This window comes from Ruegeria sp. BHSC026, assembly GCF_059613065.1.
This window is the reverse complement of record NZ_JBXWRV010000008.1, coordinates 26,180-41,819: the sequence shown is the minus strand read 5'-3', so window position 1 is coordinate 41,819 and position 15,640 is coordinate 26,180. Positions and strand designations below refer to the sequence as shown.

Annotated in this window: 19 protein-coding genes; 13 read left to right on the top strand and 6 right to left on the bottom strand. The window is 62.6% G+C overall.

Annotated features, from left to right (window positions below):
• Positions 1 to 26: 26 nt before the first annotated feature.
• Together sucD and sucC are read right to left on the bottom strand one after the other, a co-directional pair.
• Positions 27 to 911: a succinate--CoA ligase subunit alpha gene (gene sucD / locus AC2FME_RS11695; RefSeq protein WP_496800514.1), complete on the bottom strand. Its 885-nt coding sequence runs from the start codon at positions 909 to 911 to the stop codon at positions 27 to 29.
• Positions 912 to 995: 84 nt separating this feature from the next.
• Positions 996 to 2,189, bottom strand: coding sequence for an ADP-forming succinate--CoA ligase subunit beta (gene sucC, locus AC2FME_RS11690; RefSeq protein WP_005978933.1), 1,194 nt, complete (start codon positions 2,187 to 2,189; stop codon positions 996 to 998).
• A gap of 368 nt (positions 2,190 to 2,557) precedes the next feature.
• Between sucC and AC2FME_RS11685 the strand changes: the two genes are divergently transcribed.
• A complete protein-coding gene (locus AC2FME_RS11685) occupies positions 2,558 to 3,550 on the top strand; it encodes a zinc transporter ZntB (RefSeq protein WP_496800513.1) in 993 nt (330 codons plus the stop codon).
• Positions 3,551 to 3,648: 98 nt separating this feature from the next.
• On the opposite strand, the gene mdh is transcribed toward AC2FME_RS11685, so the two are convergent.
• Positions 3,649 to 4,611 carry a malate dehydrogenase gene (mdh, locus tag AC2FME_RS11680; protein ID WP_496683221.1) on the bottom strand — a complete coding sequence of 321 codons (963 nt, stop codon included), beginning with the start codon at positions 4,609 to 4,611 and terminating at the stop codon, positions 3,649 to 3,651.
• A 160-nt stretch (positions 4,612 to 4,771) separates the two neighbouring features.
• Between mdh and AC2FME_RS11675 the strand changes: the two genes are divergently transcribed.
• Positions 4,772 to 5,527: a sulfite exporter TauE/SafE family protein gene (locus AC2FME_RS11675; protein ID WP_496800512.1), complete on the top strand. Its 756-nt coding sequence runs from the start codon at positions 4,772 to 4,774 to the stop codon at positions 5,525 to 5,527.
• A gap of 3 nt (positions 5,528 to 5,530) precedes the next feature.
• On the opposite strand, the gene AC2FME_RS11670 is transcribed toward AC2FME_RS11675, so the two are convergent.
• Positions 5,531 to 5,836, bottom strand: a complete 306-nt coding sequence (locus tag AC2FME_RS11670; protein WP_496800511.1) for a hypothetical protein — start codon at positions 5,834 to 5,836, stop codon at positions 5,531 to 5,533.
• A gap of 168 nt (positions 5,837 to 6,004) precedes the next feature.
• Between AC2FME_RS11670 and AC2FME_RS11665 the strand changes: the two genes are divergently transcribed.
• The 11 genes from AC2FME_RS11665 (at position 6,005) to AC2FME_RS11615 (ending at position 14,451) form a co-directional block, all read left to right on the top strand.
• On the top strand, positions 6,005 to 6,862 hold the full coding sequence (locus AC2FME_RS11665) for an HpcH/HpaI aldolase/citrate lyase family protein (RefSeq protein ID WP_496683213.1): 858 nt from the start codon (positions 6,005 to 6,007) through the stop codon (positions 6,860 to 6,862).
• A gap of 6 nt (positions 6,863 to 6,868) precedes the next feature.
• Positions 6,869 to 7,423 (top strand): NnrU family protein, encoded by a 555-nt coding sequence (locus AC2FME_RS11660; protein ID WP_496683211.1) that lies wholly within the window; start codon positions 6,869 to 6,871, stop codon positions 7,421 to 7,423.
• Positions 7,424 to 7,435: 12 nt separating this feature from the next.
• On the top strand, positions 7,436 to 7,642 hold the full coding sequence (locus AC2FME_RS11655; protein ID WP_496683208.1) for a DUF1737 domain-containing protein: 207 nt from the start codon (positions 7,436 to 7,438) through the stop codon (positions 7,640 to 7,642).
• Complete coding sequence (locus AC2FME_RS11650) at positions 7,642 to 8,670, top strand: MaoC family dehydratase (RefSeq protein WP_496800510.1); 1,029 nt, start codon at positions 7,642 to 7,644, stop codon at positions 8,668 to 8,670. The genes AC2FME_RS11655 and AC2FME_RS11650 overlap by 1 nt, the downstream gene beginning before the upstream one ends.
• 60 nt (positions 8,671 to 8,730) lie before the next feature.
• A complete protein-coding gene (locus AC2FME_RS11645) occupies positions 8,731 to 9,393 on the top strand; it encodes a DUF1194 domain-containing protein (protein WP_496800509.1) in 663 nt (220 codons plus the stop codon).
• Positions 9,394 to 9,608: 215 nt separating this feature from the next.
• Positions 9,609 to 9,995 (top strand): succinate dehydrogenase, cytochrome b556 subunit, encoded by a 387-nt coding sequence (sdhC, locus tag AC2FME_RS11640; protein WP_149776949.1) that lies wholly within the window; start codon positions 9,609 to 9,611, stop codon positions 9,993 to 9,995.
• A 13-nt stretch (positions 9,996 to 10,008) separates the two neighbouring features.
• Positions 10,009 to 10,380, top strand: coding sequence for a succinate dehydrogenase, hydrophobic membrane anchor protein (gene sdhD / locus AC2FME_RS11635; protein ID WP_496800508.1), 372 nt, complete (start codon positions 10,009 to 10,011; stop codon positions 10,378 to 10,380).
• Positions 10,381 to 10,399: 19 nt separating this feature from the next.
• Positions 10,400 to 12,205, top strand: coding sequence for a succinate dehydrogenase flavoprotein subunit (sdhA, locus tag AC2FME_RS11630; protein WP_496683195.1), 1,806 nt, complete (start codon positions 10,400 to 10,402; stop codon positions 12,203 to 12,205).
• A 12-nt stretch (positions 12,206 to 12,217) separates the two neighbouring features.
• Entirely contained in the window at positions 12,218 to 12,997 is a 780-nt protein-coding gene (locus tag AC2FME_RS11625) for a succinate dehydrogenase iron-sulfur subunit (protein ID WP_496683194.1), read from the top strand.
• 136 nt (positions 12,998 to 13,133) lie between these two features.
• On the top strand, positions 13,134 to 13,280 hold the full coding sequence (locus AC2FME_RS11620) for a hypothetical protein (RefSeq protein ID WP_496800507.1): 147 nt from the start codon (positions 13,134 to 13,136) through the stop codon (positions 13,278 to 13,280).
• Between the two features lie 325 nt (positions 13,281 to 13,605).
• Positions 13,606 to 14,451, top strand: coding sequence for an urea carboxylase-associated family protein (locus AC2FME_RS11615; RefSeq protein ID WP_496800506.1), 846 nt, complete (start codon positions 13,606 to 13,608; stop codon positions 14,449 to 14,451).
• A 30-nt stretch (positions 14,452 to 14,481) separates the two neighbouring features.
• On the opposite strand, the gene deoD is transcribed toward AC2FME_RS11615, so the two are convergent.
• Positions 14,482 to 15,192, bottom strand: coding sequence for a purine-nucleoside phosphorylase (gene deoD / locus AC2FME_RS11610; RefSeq protein ID WP_496682136.1), 711 nt, complete (start codon positions 15,190 to 15,192; stop codon positions 14,482 to 14,484).
• Positions 15,193 to 15,211: 19 nt separating this feature from the next.
• Positions 15,212 to 15,529 (bottom strand): H-NS histone family protein, encoded by a 318-nt coding sequence (locus AC2FME_RS11605; RefSeq protein ID WP_496800505.1) that lies wholly within the window; start codon positions 15,527 to 15,529, stop codon positions 15,212 to 15,214.
• Positions 15,530 to 15,640 lie beyond the last annotated feature (111 nt).

Genomic DNA, 15,640 nt, shown 5'->3' with positions numbered 1-15,640 from the left:
GCCGGCCCGCAAGTCGGGCCGGCAGGTTACTTGCCGATCGCTTCCAGCACGGCCTCGCCCAGCTTGGCGGGGCTTTCGGCCACGACGATGCCGGCGCTGCGCATGGCTTCGATCTTGTCTTCGGCACCGCCCTTGCCGCCGGCGACGATGGCGCCCGCGTGACCCATGCGGCGGCCCGGAGGCGCCGTGCGGCCAGCGATGAACCCGGCGACCGGCTTCTTGCGGCCTTTCTTGGCCTCATCCGCCAGGAACTGCGCGGCTTCTTCCTCGGCCGAGCCGCCGATCTCGCCGATCATGATGATCGACTCGGTCTCGTCATCGGCCAGGAACCACTCCAGCACGTCGATATGCTCGGTGCCCTTGATCGGGTCGCCGCCGATGCCCACGCAGGTGGACTGTCCCAGACCCACATCGGTGGTCTGCTTGACCGCCTCGTAGGTCAGCGTGCCGGAACGCGACACGACGCCGACCGAGCCACGCTTGTGGATGTGGCCGGGCATGATGCCGATCTTGCAGGCGTCGGGCGTGATGACACCGGGGCAGTTCGGGCCGATCAGGCGCGATTTGCTGCCTTCCAGCGCGCGCTTCACCTTCATCATGTCCAGCACCGGAATGCCTTCGGTGATGCAGACGATCACTTCCATCTCGGCGTCGATCGCCTCGAGGATCGAATCCGCGGCAAAGGGCGGCGGCACGTAGATCACGGTGGCGTTGGCCTCGGTCTGGTGCTTGGCCTCGTGGACCGAGTTGAACACGGGCAGGCCCAGATGGGTCATGCCGCCTTTGCCCGGCGTCACACCGCCGACCATCTTGGTGCCATAGGCGATGGCCTGTTCAGAGTGGAACGTGCCCTGCGAGCCGGTAAAGCCCTGACAGATCACTTTGGTTTTTTCGTCGATGAGGACTGCCATTTGGCGTTCTCCTGTTTTCGGCGGGGTCCGACCCGCCAGCATTCATCGGAATGGCGGGCCGTGACCCGCCCTGCGTTAACGGGTTCAGCCCTTGACCGCCTTCACGATCTTCTGCGCGGCGTCGTCCAGGTTGTCTGCGGCGATCACGTCCAGGCCCGAGCTGTTGATGATCTCCTTGCCCTTCTCGACATTGGTGCCTTCCAGACGCACCACCAGCGGAACCTTCAGGCCCACCTCTTTCACCGCGGCGACGACGCCTTCGGCGATGACGTCGCAGCGCATGATGCCGCCGAAGATGTTGACCAGGATGCCTTTGACATTCGGGTCGCTGGTGATGATCTTGAACGCCTCGGTCACTTTCTCTTTGGTGGCGCCGCCGCCCACGTCCAGGAAGTTGGCCGGCTCGGCTCCGTAAAGCTTGATGATGTCCATCGTGGCCATGGCCAGGCCCGCGCCGTTGACCATGCAGCCGATCTCGCCATCCAGCGCGATGTAGTTCAGGTCGTATTTGCTGGCTTCCAACTCCTTGGGGTCTTCCTCGGTGGTGTCGCGCAGTTCGGCGATGTCGGGGTGGCGATAGATCGCGTTGCCGTCAAAGCTCAGCTTGGCGTCCAGCACCTTGAGGTCGCCGCCCTCGGCCACGATCAGCGGATTGATTTCCAGCATCTCCATGTCCTTCTCGACGAAGGCTTTGTAGAGGATGCCCATCAGGCGCACGCATTGCTTGACCTGCGCGCCTTCCAGACCCAGCGAGAAAGCGATGCGGCGGCCGTGGAACGGCTGATAGCCGGTGGCCGGGTCAACCGAGAAGGACAGGATTTTCTCGGGCGTCGCGGCGGCCACTTCCTCGATGTCCATGCCGCCTTCGGTCGAGCACACGAACGAGATGCGGCTGGTCTGGCGATCGACCAGCAGGGCCAGGTACAGCTCGCGCTCGATGCCCGATCCGGCCTCGATATACACGCGGTTGACCTGCTTACCTTCGGGGCCGGTCTGGTGCGTGACCAGCGTGCGGCCCAGCATCTTCTTGGCTTCTTCGGCGGCTTCCTCTACCGATTTGGTCAGACGCACGCCGCCCTTGTCGCCGGCGTCGGGTTCCTTGAAGTGACCCTTGCCGCGGCCCCCGGCATGGATCTGCGCCTTGACCACCCAAAGCGGGCCGTCCAGTTCACCGGCTGCGGTTTTCGCCTCTTCCGCACGCAGTACCGCGCGACCGTCCGAAACCGGCGCGCCATAGCTGCGAAGAAGGGCCTTGGCCTGATATTCGTGAATGTTCATCGAAACTGTCCCGTCTGACTACGATTGGATCGTTATAGGGGTGTCCAACGGGCAAAATTAAAGGGTTTTCTTACCGGAAGAAGGTTTTTGCCGAGGATTTTCCGTTTTTGTGATCACGGCTTTTTGGGGTGTGATCACAAAAGATGAGTTGGTTGATGTTGATTCGACCCGCCGAGAATCTGTCGCAAAAATACATTCAAGAGCCGCCTTCTAAGCCGTTTGCGCCAACAGTACTGGCTCGGATCGCGGTGGAGTATCGGGCCTCGCCGAATTCGAATGACTTGGCGCCGGCGCGCTTGGCCGCTAACCTGTCTGGACCTGTCTTGATCCGTCAAGATACTTGGGTCGAATAAGAAATGACTGAGCGGATGACAGTGACCACTCCTTCCCTTCCCGACACGATGACCATGATCTTCGATGGATCTGGCAATGCGCGGCTGCTGGATGCCGATGGCTTTCCCGCTTGGTCACCCCGCGGTCCGGAAGAGCAGTTTGCCTGGCAGCACTTGCGTCTTGAGGGAGAAGGCACGGTTGCGCTGCTCCGCGCCGCCGGGCTGGATGAGTTCGTGATAGATGCGCTGATGGCCGGCGAAACACGACCCCGCTGCACCGTGCATGGCGGAGGCGTTATCCTGAACCTGCGGGGCGTGAACCTGCTGGAGGGGCAGCCGCCCGAGGACATGATCTCGGTCCGACTGTGGCTGACGGAAACAAAGATCATCGGTGTCTGGCGCCGCCCACTGGATGCGGTTGCGGACATGCTGGCGGCAATCGATCGTGGGCAGGCACCGCGATCGCCAGGTGACTTCGTCGCGCGGTTGGCCTTGCGGCTGGCCGACCGGGCCGAGCCCGCCATCACCGATCTGAACGAACGCGTGGATGACCTCGAGGAGTTGCTGTTGGAGCCGGACGCCGAGATTTCCCGGGCCGAACTCGCGGCGATCCGCAGGTCATCTATCGTTCTGCGGCGATACCTGGTGCCACAGCGCGATGCGTTGACGACGCTCGAGATCGAAGATTTGCCCTGGCTGCAGCCCTATGACCGGTCGAGATTGCGCGAAGCCTCGGAGCGCATCTACCGCATTGGCGAAGATCTGGCGGCCGTGCGCGAGCGGGTTCAGATCATTCACGACCAGCTGATGGATGAACGTGCCGAACGCATGAACAACCGTATGCTGGTATTGTCAGTTGTCAGCGCCGTATTTCTGCCCCTGGGTCTGGTGGCTGGCGTGCTGGGGATCAACGTCGGCGGCATCCCCGGGGCCCAAGACCCGGACGCATTCTGGGTTGTTTGTTTGCTGCTGGTGGCCCTGGGAGGGGTGCTGTTGCTGGTGGCGCGATGGCTTGGGATGTTTCGCTGACCGTCCTGTCAATCGAAACGCCCCGCCGGTGGGCACCAGCGGGGCGACGATCGATTGTTTGACGAGGCCACCGGAGCCCCGGTGACCCGAGCCGGGTGTTACGCCAGCGAGCTGTCGATGCCTTTGCAGGCCTCAACCAGACCCTTCACGGCGTTGACCGACTTGTCGAACATGTCCTGTTCTTCCGCGTTCAACTGGATGTTCACGATCCGCTCGATGCCGCCGGCGCCGATTACGGTAGGCACGCCTACATACATGCCCTTCACGCCCAACTCGCCATCGCAATAGGCCGCGCAGGGCAGAACGCGCTTTTGGTCTTTCAGATAGGCTTCGGCCATTTCGATCGCCGAGGTGGCGGGCGCGTAATAGGCCGAGCCGGTCTTCAGCAGGCCGACGATCTCGGCGCCGCCGTCACGGGTGCGCTGGACGATGGCGTCCAGCTTCTCCTGCGTGGTCCAGCCCATCTTGACCAAGTCGGGCAGCGGGATGCCGGCAACGGTCGAATAGCGCACCGAAGGAACCATCGTGTCGCCATGGCCGCCCAGAACAAAGGCGGTGACGTCCTTCATCGACACGTCGAATTCTTCGGCCAGGAAGTGGCGGAAGCGGGCCGAGTCCAGCACGCCGGCCATGCCGCAGACCTTGTTGTGGGGCAGGCCCGAGAATTCGCGCAGCGCCCAGACCATCGCGTCCAGCGGGTTGGTGATGCAGATGACGAAGGCGTCGGGGGCGTGGGCGGCGATGCCTTCACCGACCGACTTCATCACCTTCAGGTTGATGCCCAGCAGGTCGTCACGGCTCATGCCCGGCTTACGCGGCACGCCGGCGGTCACGATGCAGACGTCTGCGCCTGCGATGTCCTCATAGGACTGGGTGCCCTTCAGCTTGGCGTCAAAGCCCTCGGACGGGCCGGATTCGGCGATGTCCAGCGCCTTGCCTTCCGGGATGCCCTCGGCGATGTCGAACAGAACGACATCCCCCAGTTCCTTCATTGCTGCGAGGTGGGCAAGCGTGCCCCCGATCTGACCTGCGCCGATCAGCGCGATCTTGGGTCTGGCCATTTGGATTGTCTCCGGTCGGTTTTGAAATCGCGGTTTTGCTAGTCGCTAAAACGCCGTTGCGCAAGGGTTCTGCGGCGCGGCATGCGACCGCATACCGTTTGCCTGCCCCGGGCCGGTTGCGCTAAACCACCCACAGGACAAGCCGTTTCGAGGCCGCCGCATGGTCGAATTGAACCTGATGTTTTTTGCCGTGGCGATCCCGGCCGTGATCTTTGCAGGCATTTCCAAGGGCGGCTTCGGCTCGGGCGTGGCCTTTGCGTCGTCGTCGATTCTGGCGTTGATCCTTGATCCGGGGCAGGCGCTGGCGCTAATGTTGCCGATCCTGATGGTGATCGACCTGGCCACCCTGCGCCCCTACTGGAAACGGTGGAACTGGCCCGACGCGCGTCTGCTGATGCTGGGCGCGGTGCCGGGCGTGGCGCTGGGCGCGCTGCTGTACCGGGCGACCGATGAAGACCTGCTGCGCCTGCTGATCGGGGGCATTTCGGTGGGCTTCGTTGTCTGGCATGTGGCGCAGACCCGCGGCTGGGTGCGCGGCTTCGCCAACCGCCTGCCGCCTCCGGCCGGGCTGTTCGCGGGGCTGGTCGCCGGCTTCACAAGCTTCGTCAGCCACGCCGGCGGCCCGCCCGCCGCCGTCTATCTGCTGTCACAGCGCCTGACGAAGACCGAGTTCCAGGCCACCACCGTGCTGGTCTTCTGGGTCATCAACATCGCCAAGTTCGTCCCCTATGCCTATCTGGGCATGTTCACCCTGCAGACCGCTTGGGCCGACCTGCTGCTGACCCCTTTCGCCATCCTCGGCGCCTGGCTGGGCGTGCGCGCCCATTGGATGATGTCCGAGCGGCTGTTCTTCGGCATCGCCTATGTTCTGCTGACCCTGACCGGGTCAAAGCTGATCTGGGACGCGCTGATCTGACTGTCATGTGTTCGGAGGCAGGGCATCGGCCAGCGTCTCATAGGCCTCGCCCGCGGCCACCAGGCAGGTCAGCCCGTTGGGCAGTGTCACGGTGATCGTCCAAGTGCCGGTTTCGTCCGAGGCAAAGACCTCCATAGCCGCACCCTGCCGCGCCATGCCGATACCGCGCCGGGTCTCGCCATAGGTCTCTGCCAACCGCTGCAGCACGTCCGGTCGTGGCGCACAGTTCGACGTTTGCGCCTGTACCTGCTGCGCCGCCAGCACCATGATTCCTAGCCCCATCGTCATCTGAAACAACCGCTGATTCATTTCCGGCCCCCTGTGCCTGTTGACTGGACCAAGGCTGCCGGAACCCTCTGCAATTGCGGTAAAACCACCGGGCGTTGCGTCGCATGCTGCAATGCGGCGATTTTGGCCTTGAAGTTTACGGCAAAAAATGCCCCATTCTGCGCAACTTTATTTCAACGAGAGGTTCCCATGGATCCGCGCCAGCGCCCCTACCGATCCGTTCTCTACATTCCCGGCTCCAAGGAACGGGCGCTCGACAAGGCGCGCTCGCTGCCGGTCGATGCCATCATCTTCGACCTGGAAGACGCGGTTGCCGCCGATGAAAAAGAGAACGCACGCGAAACGCTCAAGGCCGCGCTGGCGACGGGCGGCTATGACCCGCGCGTCAAGATCGTGCGAATCAACGGTCTGGACACCCCTTGGGGCCGCGCCGATGCCGAGGCCGTGCGCGAGATGGATGCCGACGTGGTGCTGCTGCCCAAGGTCAACTCGGCCGCCGATGTCGATGCGCTGGCCGCAATCACCGGCGACCTGCCGATCTGGGCGATGATGGAAACCCCGCGCGGCATGCTGAACGCGGCCGAGATCGCGGCCCACCCGCTGATGGCGGGCTTTGTCATGGGCACCAACGATCTGGCCAAAGAGCTTCAGACCCGATTCCGCCCCGACCGCCTGCCGCTGATGACCTCGCTGGGCCTGTGCCTGCTGGCCGCCAAGGCCGAGGGGCTGGTGATCGTCGATGGTGTCTACAACGCCTTCAAGGATACCGAGGGGCTGGCCGTCGAATGCGCGCAGGGCCGCGACATGGGTTTCGACGGCAAGACCCTGATCCATCCCGCGCAGGTCGAGGCCGCCAACACCGCCTTCGCCCCCTCCGAGGCTGAGATCGACCTAGCCCGCCGTCAGATCGCCGCTTTCGAAGAGGTCGAGGCCAAGGGGCAGGGCGTTGCCGTGGTCGATGGTAAGATCGTGGAAAATCTGCACGTTGTAACTGCCCGCGAAATTCTGGCAAAAGCAGAGGCGATATCAGCTTTGCAAGCGGGGTAAGCCAGCATGGGCTTCGTTCTTCTCATTCTCGGTGTGGCGCTTTGGTGGGCCGCACATCTGTTCAAGCGCCTGATGCCAGCCCGCCGCGCGGCCATGGGTGACGCCGGCAAGGGGGCCGTTGCGGGTGCGCTGGTCGTGTCGATCCTGCTGATGATTTTCGGCTATCGCATGACCGATTTCATCCATGTCTGGGCACCACCCAGCTTCATGATCCACATCAACAACCTGCTGGTGTTAATCGCGATCTGGATGATGAGCCCGGCCGGAACCAAGGGCCGACTGCTGAACAAGGTGCGTCATCCGATGTTGGGCGGGTTCAAGCTCTGGGCCTTTGCGCATCTGCTGGTCAATGGCGATCTGGCGTCGATCATCCTGTTCGGCGGCCTGTTGGCATGGGCGGTGGTCGAAGTGATCGTCATCAACAAGTCCGAGCCCGACTGGACCCCGGGCGAGCCGGGAACGCTGGGCAAGGATGCGATGTTCTTCGTGGCCTCGATCGTGCTGCTGGGCGTCATCGGCTACATTCACGGGCTGGTCGGCCCGTCTCCGTTCCCGGGCTAGGCGGGTGATCTGATGGCGAAACTTTATCGACTGCTGACCGAAGAGGACACCTCGGCCTTCTGCCACAAGGTGTCCGAGGCGCTGGCCAAAGGGTGGGAGTTGCACGGCTCTCCGGCCTATGCGTTCGACCCGTCCACCAACAAGATGCGCTGTGCGCAGGCCGTGACCAAGCAGGTCGCGGCCGATTATTCCCCTGACATGAAACTGGGACAGCAGTAATGGCAAAAACAAATCCGGGCCGCTTTTTCGAGGATTACGCCATCGGGCAGGTGCTGCACCACGCGGTGCCCCGCACCGTGACGGTGGGTGAGCGCGCGCTCTATCATGCGCTCTATCCCGCGCGCCACGCGCTCTATTCCTCGGACGAGTTCGCCCGGAGCTGCGGCCTGCCGCAAAGCCCGATCGACGATCTGGCGGCGTTCCACGTGGTGTTCGGCAAGACGGTGCCGGATGTGTCGCTGAACGCGGTCGCCAATCTGGGCTATGCCGAGGGCCGCTGGCTGAAACCCGTCTACCCCGGCGACACCCTGCGGTCGGAATCCGAGGTCATCGGGCTGAAACAGAATTCGAACGGCAAGACCGGGGTCGTCTGGGTGCGCACTCGCGGGCTGAACCAGCGCGACGAGGTGGTGATCGAATATGTGCGCTGGGTGATGGTGCGGAAATCGAACCTTGACGCGCCTGCCCCGGAAACCGTGGTGCCGGACCTAAAAAAGGCGCTGGAGCCCGGTGACCTCATGGTGCCGAACGGGCTGGATTTCAGCAAATATGACTTTGCTCTGGCAGGTGAACCGCACCGCTGGGGTGACTACCAGATCGGCGAAACCATCGACCATGTCGATGGCGTGACCGTGGAAGAGGCCGAGCACATGCTGGCCACCCGCTTGTGGCAGAACACCGCCAAAGTGCATTTCGACCTGACTTTCCGGCCCGATGGGCGGCTGATCTATGGCGGCCATGTGATCTCGATGGCGCGCGCCTTGTCCTTCAACGGGCTGGCCAATGCGCAGATGATCGTCGGCCTGAACGGCGGTGCCCATGCCAACCCCTGTTTCGCCGGAGACACCATCAAGGCGTGGTCCGAGGTGTTGGACAAGGCCGAAACCGGCGTGCCGGGTGTGGGTGCCATCCGCCTGCGACTGGTGGCGACCAAGGGCGGCGAGCCCTTTGCCTTGCGCGGCCAGGATGGAAAGTACAGCCCCGACGTGCTGCTGGATCTGGACTATTGGGCGCTTATGCCGATCTGAGCGGGCTGACCCCCACAGTCTTGTGATTCCGACCGGGCCGAACCGTGCTAGGTTCAGCTCATGTCTTTTCTGCGTATCCTTGCTGCTGCGCTCTGCCTTGGCCGCCCGGCGTCGGCCTGCGATCTGGCGCTGGCTTTGGCCGTGGATGTTTCCGGCTCGGTCGACAGTTCGGAATACCGCATCCAGATGGATGGCCTGGCGGCCGGGTTGCGCGACCCGGTCGTGTCCGAGGCGCTGGTGCGCGGCCAAGCCCGGCTGATGCTGGTGCAATGGACTGGCGAGTCGCGGCAGCGTGTCACCATCCCCTGGACCCGCATCGACGGGTTCGCCGCATTGGACGCATTTGCGGAACAGGTGGCGACAGATCCGCGCGTATGGCGCAACTTTTCGACCGCGATCGGCGAGGCGTTGGAAATGACCGTGAACAGTTTTCTGGACGTACCAGACTGCAAGCGCCGCCTAATCGACATCTCGGGCGACGGGGTGTCGAACGAAGGCATTGAGCCGACCGAGATACACGACCTGCTGCGCCGTCAGGGGATCACCGTGAACGCCATCGCCATCGAGGAAAGCGAGCCCGATCTGACCGCCTATTTCTATGAAAACGTCATCGTGGGCGAAGGTGCCTTCGTGGTCTCGGCTGCGGGTTTTGAAGACTATCCAGAACGTATCCGCAAGAAACTGCTGCGCGAAGTCACCCGCCAGACGGCCAGGGTCAAGTGACGGAAAAAGATTCGTGATCACATCGCTTGCGGCCTGAAAACGCTAACATTGACGGGTGGCGATGAGATTTGTGATCACGGGAATATTTTGCGTGATCACAAAAAACGGCCAATAGGGTCATTTGCGCGCAATTTGCTCTTTTTTGCACCTGCGGCGCGTGACAGAGATGTAAAAAACAGTAAAACCTTCGGTAGCCAACCCAAAAAGGAGCCGCCATGGCCGATGTCAATCGGGGGAACCGCCCGCTTTCGCCGCATCTGTCGATCTATCGTCCACAGTTGACCTCTGTCACCTCGATCCTCACGCGGATCACCGGCAACGCCATGTTGGTGGCGGCGCTGCTGATCGTGTGGTGGTTCCTGGCCGCGGCCACCTCGCCCGAGGCCTATGCAACCGCCAATGCCGTGATTACGTCGTTGCTGGGCGACTTGGTGATGGCTTTGTCGCTGTGGGGGCTGTGGTACCACACCCTGGCCGGCATCCGCCACCTGATCTGGGACAACGCCGTCGGGCTGGACCTGCCCACTGCCTACAAGCTGGGTTGGGCGGTCGTGATCGGATCGGTCGTTCTGACCCTCGTCACCCTGTTGATCGTTGCATAACCGGAGGCCTGACATGCGTTACCTTACCGACCGCAAACGTGCCCTTGGCCTGGGCTCGGCCAAATCCGGCACCCAGCATTTCTGGGCGATGAAGGTCAGCTCGGTTGCCTTGCTGATCCTCGTGCCGCTGTTCGTCCTTACCTTCGGGCCGACCCTGGGCCAGCCTTATGACATGATGCTGGACTACTATTCGCGCCCGTTCCCGGCCATCGTTGCGGCGCTGACGCTGGCCGTTGGCTTCAAGCACTTCGCCGATGGCGCGCAGGTGATGATCGAGGACTACGTGCACGGCACGCTTGAAAAGGTTCTGATCATCCTCGTGACCTGTCTGTCCTATGGCGCGGCCGCCGCTGGCATCTTTGCCATCGCCCGCATCGCCCTCTAACACCCCGGAGCTGAAAGAAATGGCTGCATACGAATACGAAACGCACGAATATGACGTGGTTGTCGTCGGCGCCGGTGGGGCCGGGCTGCGGGCCACGCTGGGCATGGCCGAGCAGGGGCTGCGCACGGCCTGCGTAACCAAGGTTTTTCCGACGCGCTCGCACACCGTCGCGGCACAGGGCGGCATCGCGGCGTCGCTGTCGAACATGGGCCCCGACCACTGGCAGTGGCACATGTATGACACCGTCAAGGGCTCGGACTGGCTGGGTGACACCGACGCGATGGAATACCTGGCGCGCGAGGCGCCCAAGGCGGTGTATGAGCTGGAGCACTATGGCGTGCCCTTCAGCCGGACCGAGGAAGGCAAGATCTATCAGCGCCCCTTCGGTGGCCACACCACCGAATTCGGGGAGGGCCCGCCGGTGCAGCGCACCTGTGCCGCCGCCGACCGGACCGGTCACGCGATCTTGCACACGTTGTACGGACAGTCGTTGAAGAACAACGCGGAATTCTACATCGAGTATTTTGCGATCGACCTGATCATGTCCGAGGACGGTCAGTGCCAGGGCGTCGTCTGCTGGAAGCTGGACGACGGTACCATGCATGTCTTCAACGCCAAGATGGTCGTGCTGGCTACGGGCGGTTACGGCCGCGCCTATTTCAGCGCGACCTCGGCCCATACCTGCACCGGCGATGGTGGTGGCATGGTGGCCCGCGCGGGTCTGCCGCTGCAGGACATGGAATTCGTGCAGTTCCACCCGACCGGCATCTATGGCTCGGGCTGTCTGATCACTGAAGGCGCGCGCGGCGAGGGTGGATATCTGACCAACTCGGAAGGCGAACGGTTCATGGAGCGCTATGCGCCCCACTACAAGGACTTGGCGCCGCGTGACTATGTCAGCCGCTGCATGACGATGGAAATCCGCGAAGGGCGGGGTGTGGGCAAGAATGGTGATCACATCCACCTGAACCTGTCGCACCTGCCGGCCGAGGCTCTGGCCGAGCGGCTGCCGGGGATCTCTGAATCGGCCAAAATCTTTGCCGGCGTCGACGTGACCAAGGAGCCGATCCCGGTTCTGCCGACGGTGCACTATAACATGGGCGGCATTCCGACCAACTATTGGGGCGAGGTGCTGAACCCGACCGCCGATAACCCCACCGCCGTGGTGCCCGGCTTGATGGCCGTGGGCGAGGCCGGCTGCGCCTCGGTGCACGGCGCCAACCGGCTGGGCTCGAACTCGTTGATCGACCTGGTGGTGTTCGGCCGGGCCGCCGCGATCCGCGCCGGCAAGGTGGTGGACCCCGAAGCGCCGAACCCGGTGCTGAACAAGGCGTCGGTCGACAAGGCCTTCGACCGGTTCGACGCGCTGCGCAACGCCAATGGCGCGACCCCGACCGCCGAATTGCGGCTGGAAATGCAGAAGACCATGCAGGAAGATGCAGCCGTGTTCCGCACCGCCGAAACGCTGGCGCAAGGCGTCGAGAAGATGACCGCGATCGCGGCAAAGCTGGACGACCTGAAGGTCACCGACCGCAGCCTGGTCTGGAACAGCGACCTGATGGAAACGCTGGAGCTGACCAACCTGATGCCCAACGCGCTGGCCACCATCGTTGGTGCCGAGGCGCGCAAGGAATCCCGCGGCGCCCACGCGCACGAGGACTTCCCCGAGCGCGACGATGAGAACTGGCGCGTGCACACCGTGGCGCGGGTCGAGGGCAACTCGGTCGAGTTGAGCTATCGCCCGGTCATCGTCGATCCGCTGACGCCCGAAGAACAGGGCGGCATCAGCCTTGAAAAGATCGCGCCCAAGGCGCGGACCTTCTAAGGAGAGGAACACATGGTACAACTGACCCTCCCCAAGAATTCGCGCATCACGACGGGCAAGACCTGGCCCAAGCCCGAAGGGGCGAGCAACGTTCGCAAGTTCCAGATCTATCGCTGGAACCCGGACGATGGCCAGAACCCGCGGGTCGACACTTATTTCGTCGACATGGACGATTGCGGCCCGATGGTTCTAGATGCGCTGATCTACATCAAGAACAAGATCGACCCGACGCTGACCTTCCGCCGGTCCTGCCGCGAGGGGATCTGCGGCTCCTGCGCGATGAACATCGACGGGATCAACACGCTGGCCTGTATCTACGGCATGGACGAGATCAAGGGCGACGTGAAGATCTATCCGCTGCCGCACATGCCGGTGGTCAAGGACCTGATCCCCGATCTGACCCATTTCTATGCACAGCACGCCTCGATCATGCCGTGGCTGGAAACCAAGACCAACCGGCCTGCGAAAGAATGGCGGCAGTCGATCGAGGACCGCAAGAAGCTGGACGGTCTGTATGAATGCGTGATGTGCGCCAGCTGCTCGACCTCGTGCCCCAGCTACTGGTGGAACGGCGACCGTTATCTTGGCCCCGCGGCGCTGCTGCATGCCTATCGCTGGATCATCGACAGCCGTGACGAGGCCACGGGCGAGCGTCTGGATCAGCTCGAGGATCCGTTCAAGCTGTATCGCTGCCACACGATCATGAACTGCGCCAAGACCTGCCCCAAAGGTCTGAACCCGGCCAAGGCGATTGCCGAGATCAAGAAGCTGATGGTCGAACGCACCGTTTGACCCCGAACCAAGACCGCACTTGCCGCATTGCGGCAAGTGCATGGCCCACATGTGAAATCATCGGATGTGCGCCGCCCCGGTCGGGTTTATTTTTGGCGCTGGGGAGGAGTGACGGATTGGAAACAGGATCACTCCGATGAAAACCGAAAACAGCACCGCCAAAACCGATGCAGCCGAAGCCCTGAAGTTGCTGGAGCAGGCTTGGGCCTATTTTATACCCGCGCCGGCGAAACACGCCGAGGACAAGGAACCCGAACTGTTCGAATACGCCAACGCGGCCTGATGTGCGGCGGGGGTTGGGCTTGAACATCGGCACGATGTGAGCGAAGCAGGGGCATGCCTATTCTTCTGCTCCTGCTCGCCGCCGGTGTATTCGCCTATTTCTTTTGGCGATCGCGCACGTCGGCGCTGACGCGCGACTGTCGTTGGCGGCGACACCGGCAGGACGGGATCTGGAGCTGTGCATTCTGCGGTGCCGTGTCCCGTTCCGAGACGCAGCCGAACCAGTGCGAGCGAACCGGAACCTGACATTTCGGCGCCAGCGAATCCTTGGGGTTTCCCGCCGACGCGATCTGCGTCACTGTGTCGAAAAAATGGACGGACGCAGCATGACGAACCCACCACCCGACGCCGCCGCCCGCCGGGCCATCGCTCCGGTGATCTGCTATCCCAATGACAGCCTGTCGGCGCCGGACATGCCGCTGCTTGGGGCGGCCCGGTCAACCTCGCGCAAAACGGGCGAGGTTTTGGTCCCGCCACGCGACGCGCGGTGTTTCGAGGTTCCGGCTGGGCATTTCTTTCGCATTACTTCGGTCGAGGGCCCGCAGGTCGGTGACCTGAACCTGTGGAGCCTGCACGACCTGTCCGAGCGTTTCTATTCAGGCAAGACCCGCGCGTTGCACGGAACCCACGTGACGACGGGCGAGCGGCTGTGGTCCAGCTTTCCCCATCTGCGCCCCATGGCGACGATCGTGGCCGACACGCTGGACTGGTACGGCATCGACGAATATGGCGGGTCGGTGCATGACGTGATCGGAACGCGCTGCGACCCCTACACCGGCAATCTGCTGTCGGGCACGCAGTATCACCAGTGTTGCCATTCCAACCTGACCCGCGCGCTGGCCGACCATCTGGGCCTTTCGCTGGCCGAGGCCGAGCCGGCCGTGCACGACGTGCTGAACGTGTTCATGTGCACCGGCTTCACCCGCGATACCGGGCAGTATTTCATGAAGGCGTCGCCGGTGCGTCCGGGCGACTATCTGGAGTTTTTCGCTGAAATCGATCTGCTGGGCGACCTCAGCGCATGCCCGGGCGGGGATTGCTCGGCCGAGCATTCATCGGACACCGCCGCCTGTCATCCGCTGCTTGTCGAAGTGTTTGCGCCTGCCGAGGGGACGTTGACCGGATGGCAAAGCCCGGCGCCCAATGGCTATGACCGCTCGCACGGGCGCTGAGGCCCGGGAATAGCCCCGGGCCGGTTGGCTTCAGGCGTTCGGGAAGGCGGCGTGCAGCGCAATTTCCACCATGTCGCCAAAGCTGCTCTGGCGTTCGGACGAGGGCAGGGCCTCGCCGGTCAGCAGGTGATCGGACACGGTCAGAACCGCCAGAGCGCGGCATTTGTGCCGTGCGGCCAGGATATACAGCTCGGCGGCCTCCATCTCGACACCCAGGATGCCGTGGCGCACCATCTGCTCGTTCAGGTCGGGGCGTTCGTCATAGAACACGTCCGACGAGTAGATACCGCCGACATGCATCGGGGTTCCTTTCGCCTCGGCCGCCTGCACGGCCGCCTGCAACAGCGACCAGTCGGCGCAGGGCGCGAAGTTGATCTCTTTCATGATGCCCCGAGACGGCGTGCTGAGCGTCGTTGACGTCATCGCAATGATCACATCGCGCAGTTTGACGTTTTCCTGCATGCCACCGCACGAGCCGATGCGGATCAGGGTTTTCGCACCGTAGTCCCGGATCAGTTCATTGACGTAAATAGACAGCGAGGGCATTCCCATTCCGCTGCCTTGAATGGTGACCGGATTGCCTTTCCATTCGCCGGTGAATCCCAGCATTCCGCGCACATCGTTGATCTGGCGGACATTGCTCAGGAAAGTTTCCGCTGCCCATTTCGCGCGATAGGGGTCGCCGGGCAAAAGCACGGTTTCGGCAATTTCACCTTTTTCGGCGCCAATGTGAATTGTCATTTTGGTACAAAACCCTCATTCAGATTTCAAGATCGGTTATAACTGCTCCGGCTTTCAGCGCTTCGTGTACCCATTTCGGTTTGCGCCCGCGCCCCGTCCAAGTTTGCGAAGGGTCAGCCGGATTCCGGTATTTTGCCTTGGCTTTGCCGCTCTTTCCAGATCTGGACGCCTTCACCGTCAGGTCCGACAGCGAGAACCCATAAGCCGCCGCGGCCTGTTCAGCCGCTTTCAGGGCTTCTTCGCGCTCGCGGGCCTCGGCATTCTCCAAAGCCGTGTCGATTTGGCCGCGCAATTCCAGAAGTTCCTGACGCGACATTTTTTCAAGATTGATCGCCATTTTCCCCGTACCTGTCAATTTCGGTTGCGAATTGTCCGCACACGGTAAGGAGAACTTTCTTTGTTTTCTAATCTTTTTTACTGAAATCGAATAATAAGCGCGCTCATTTCT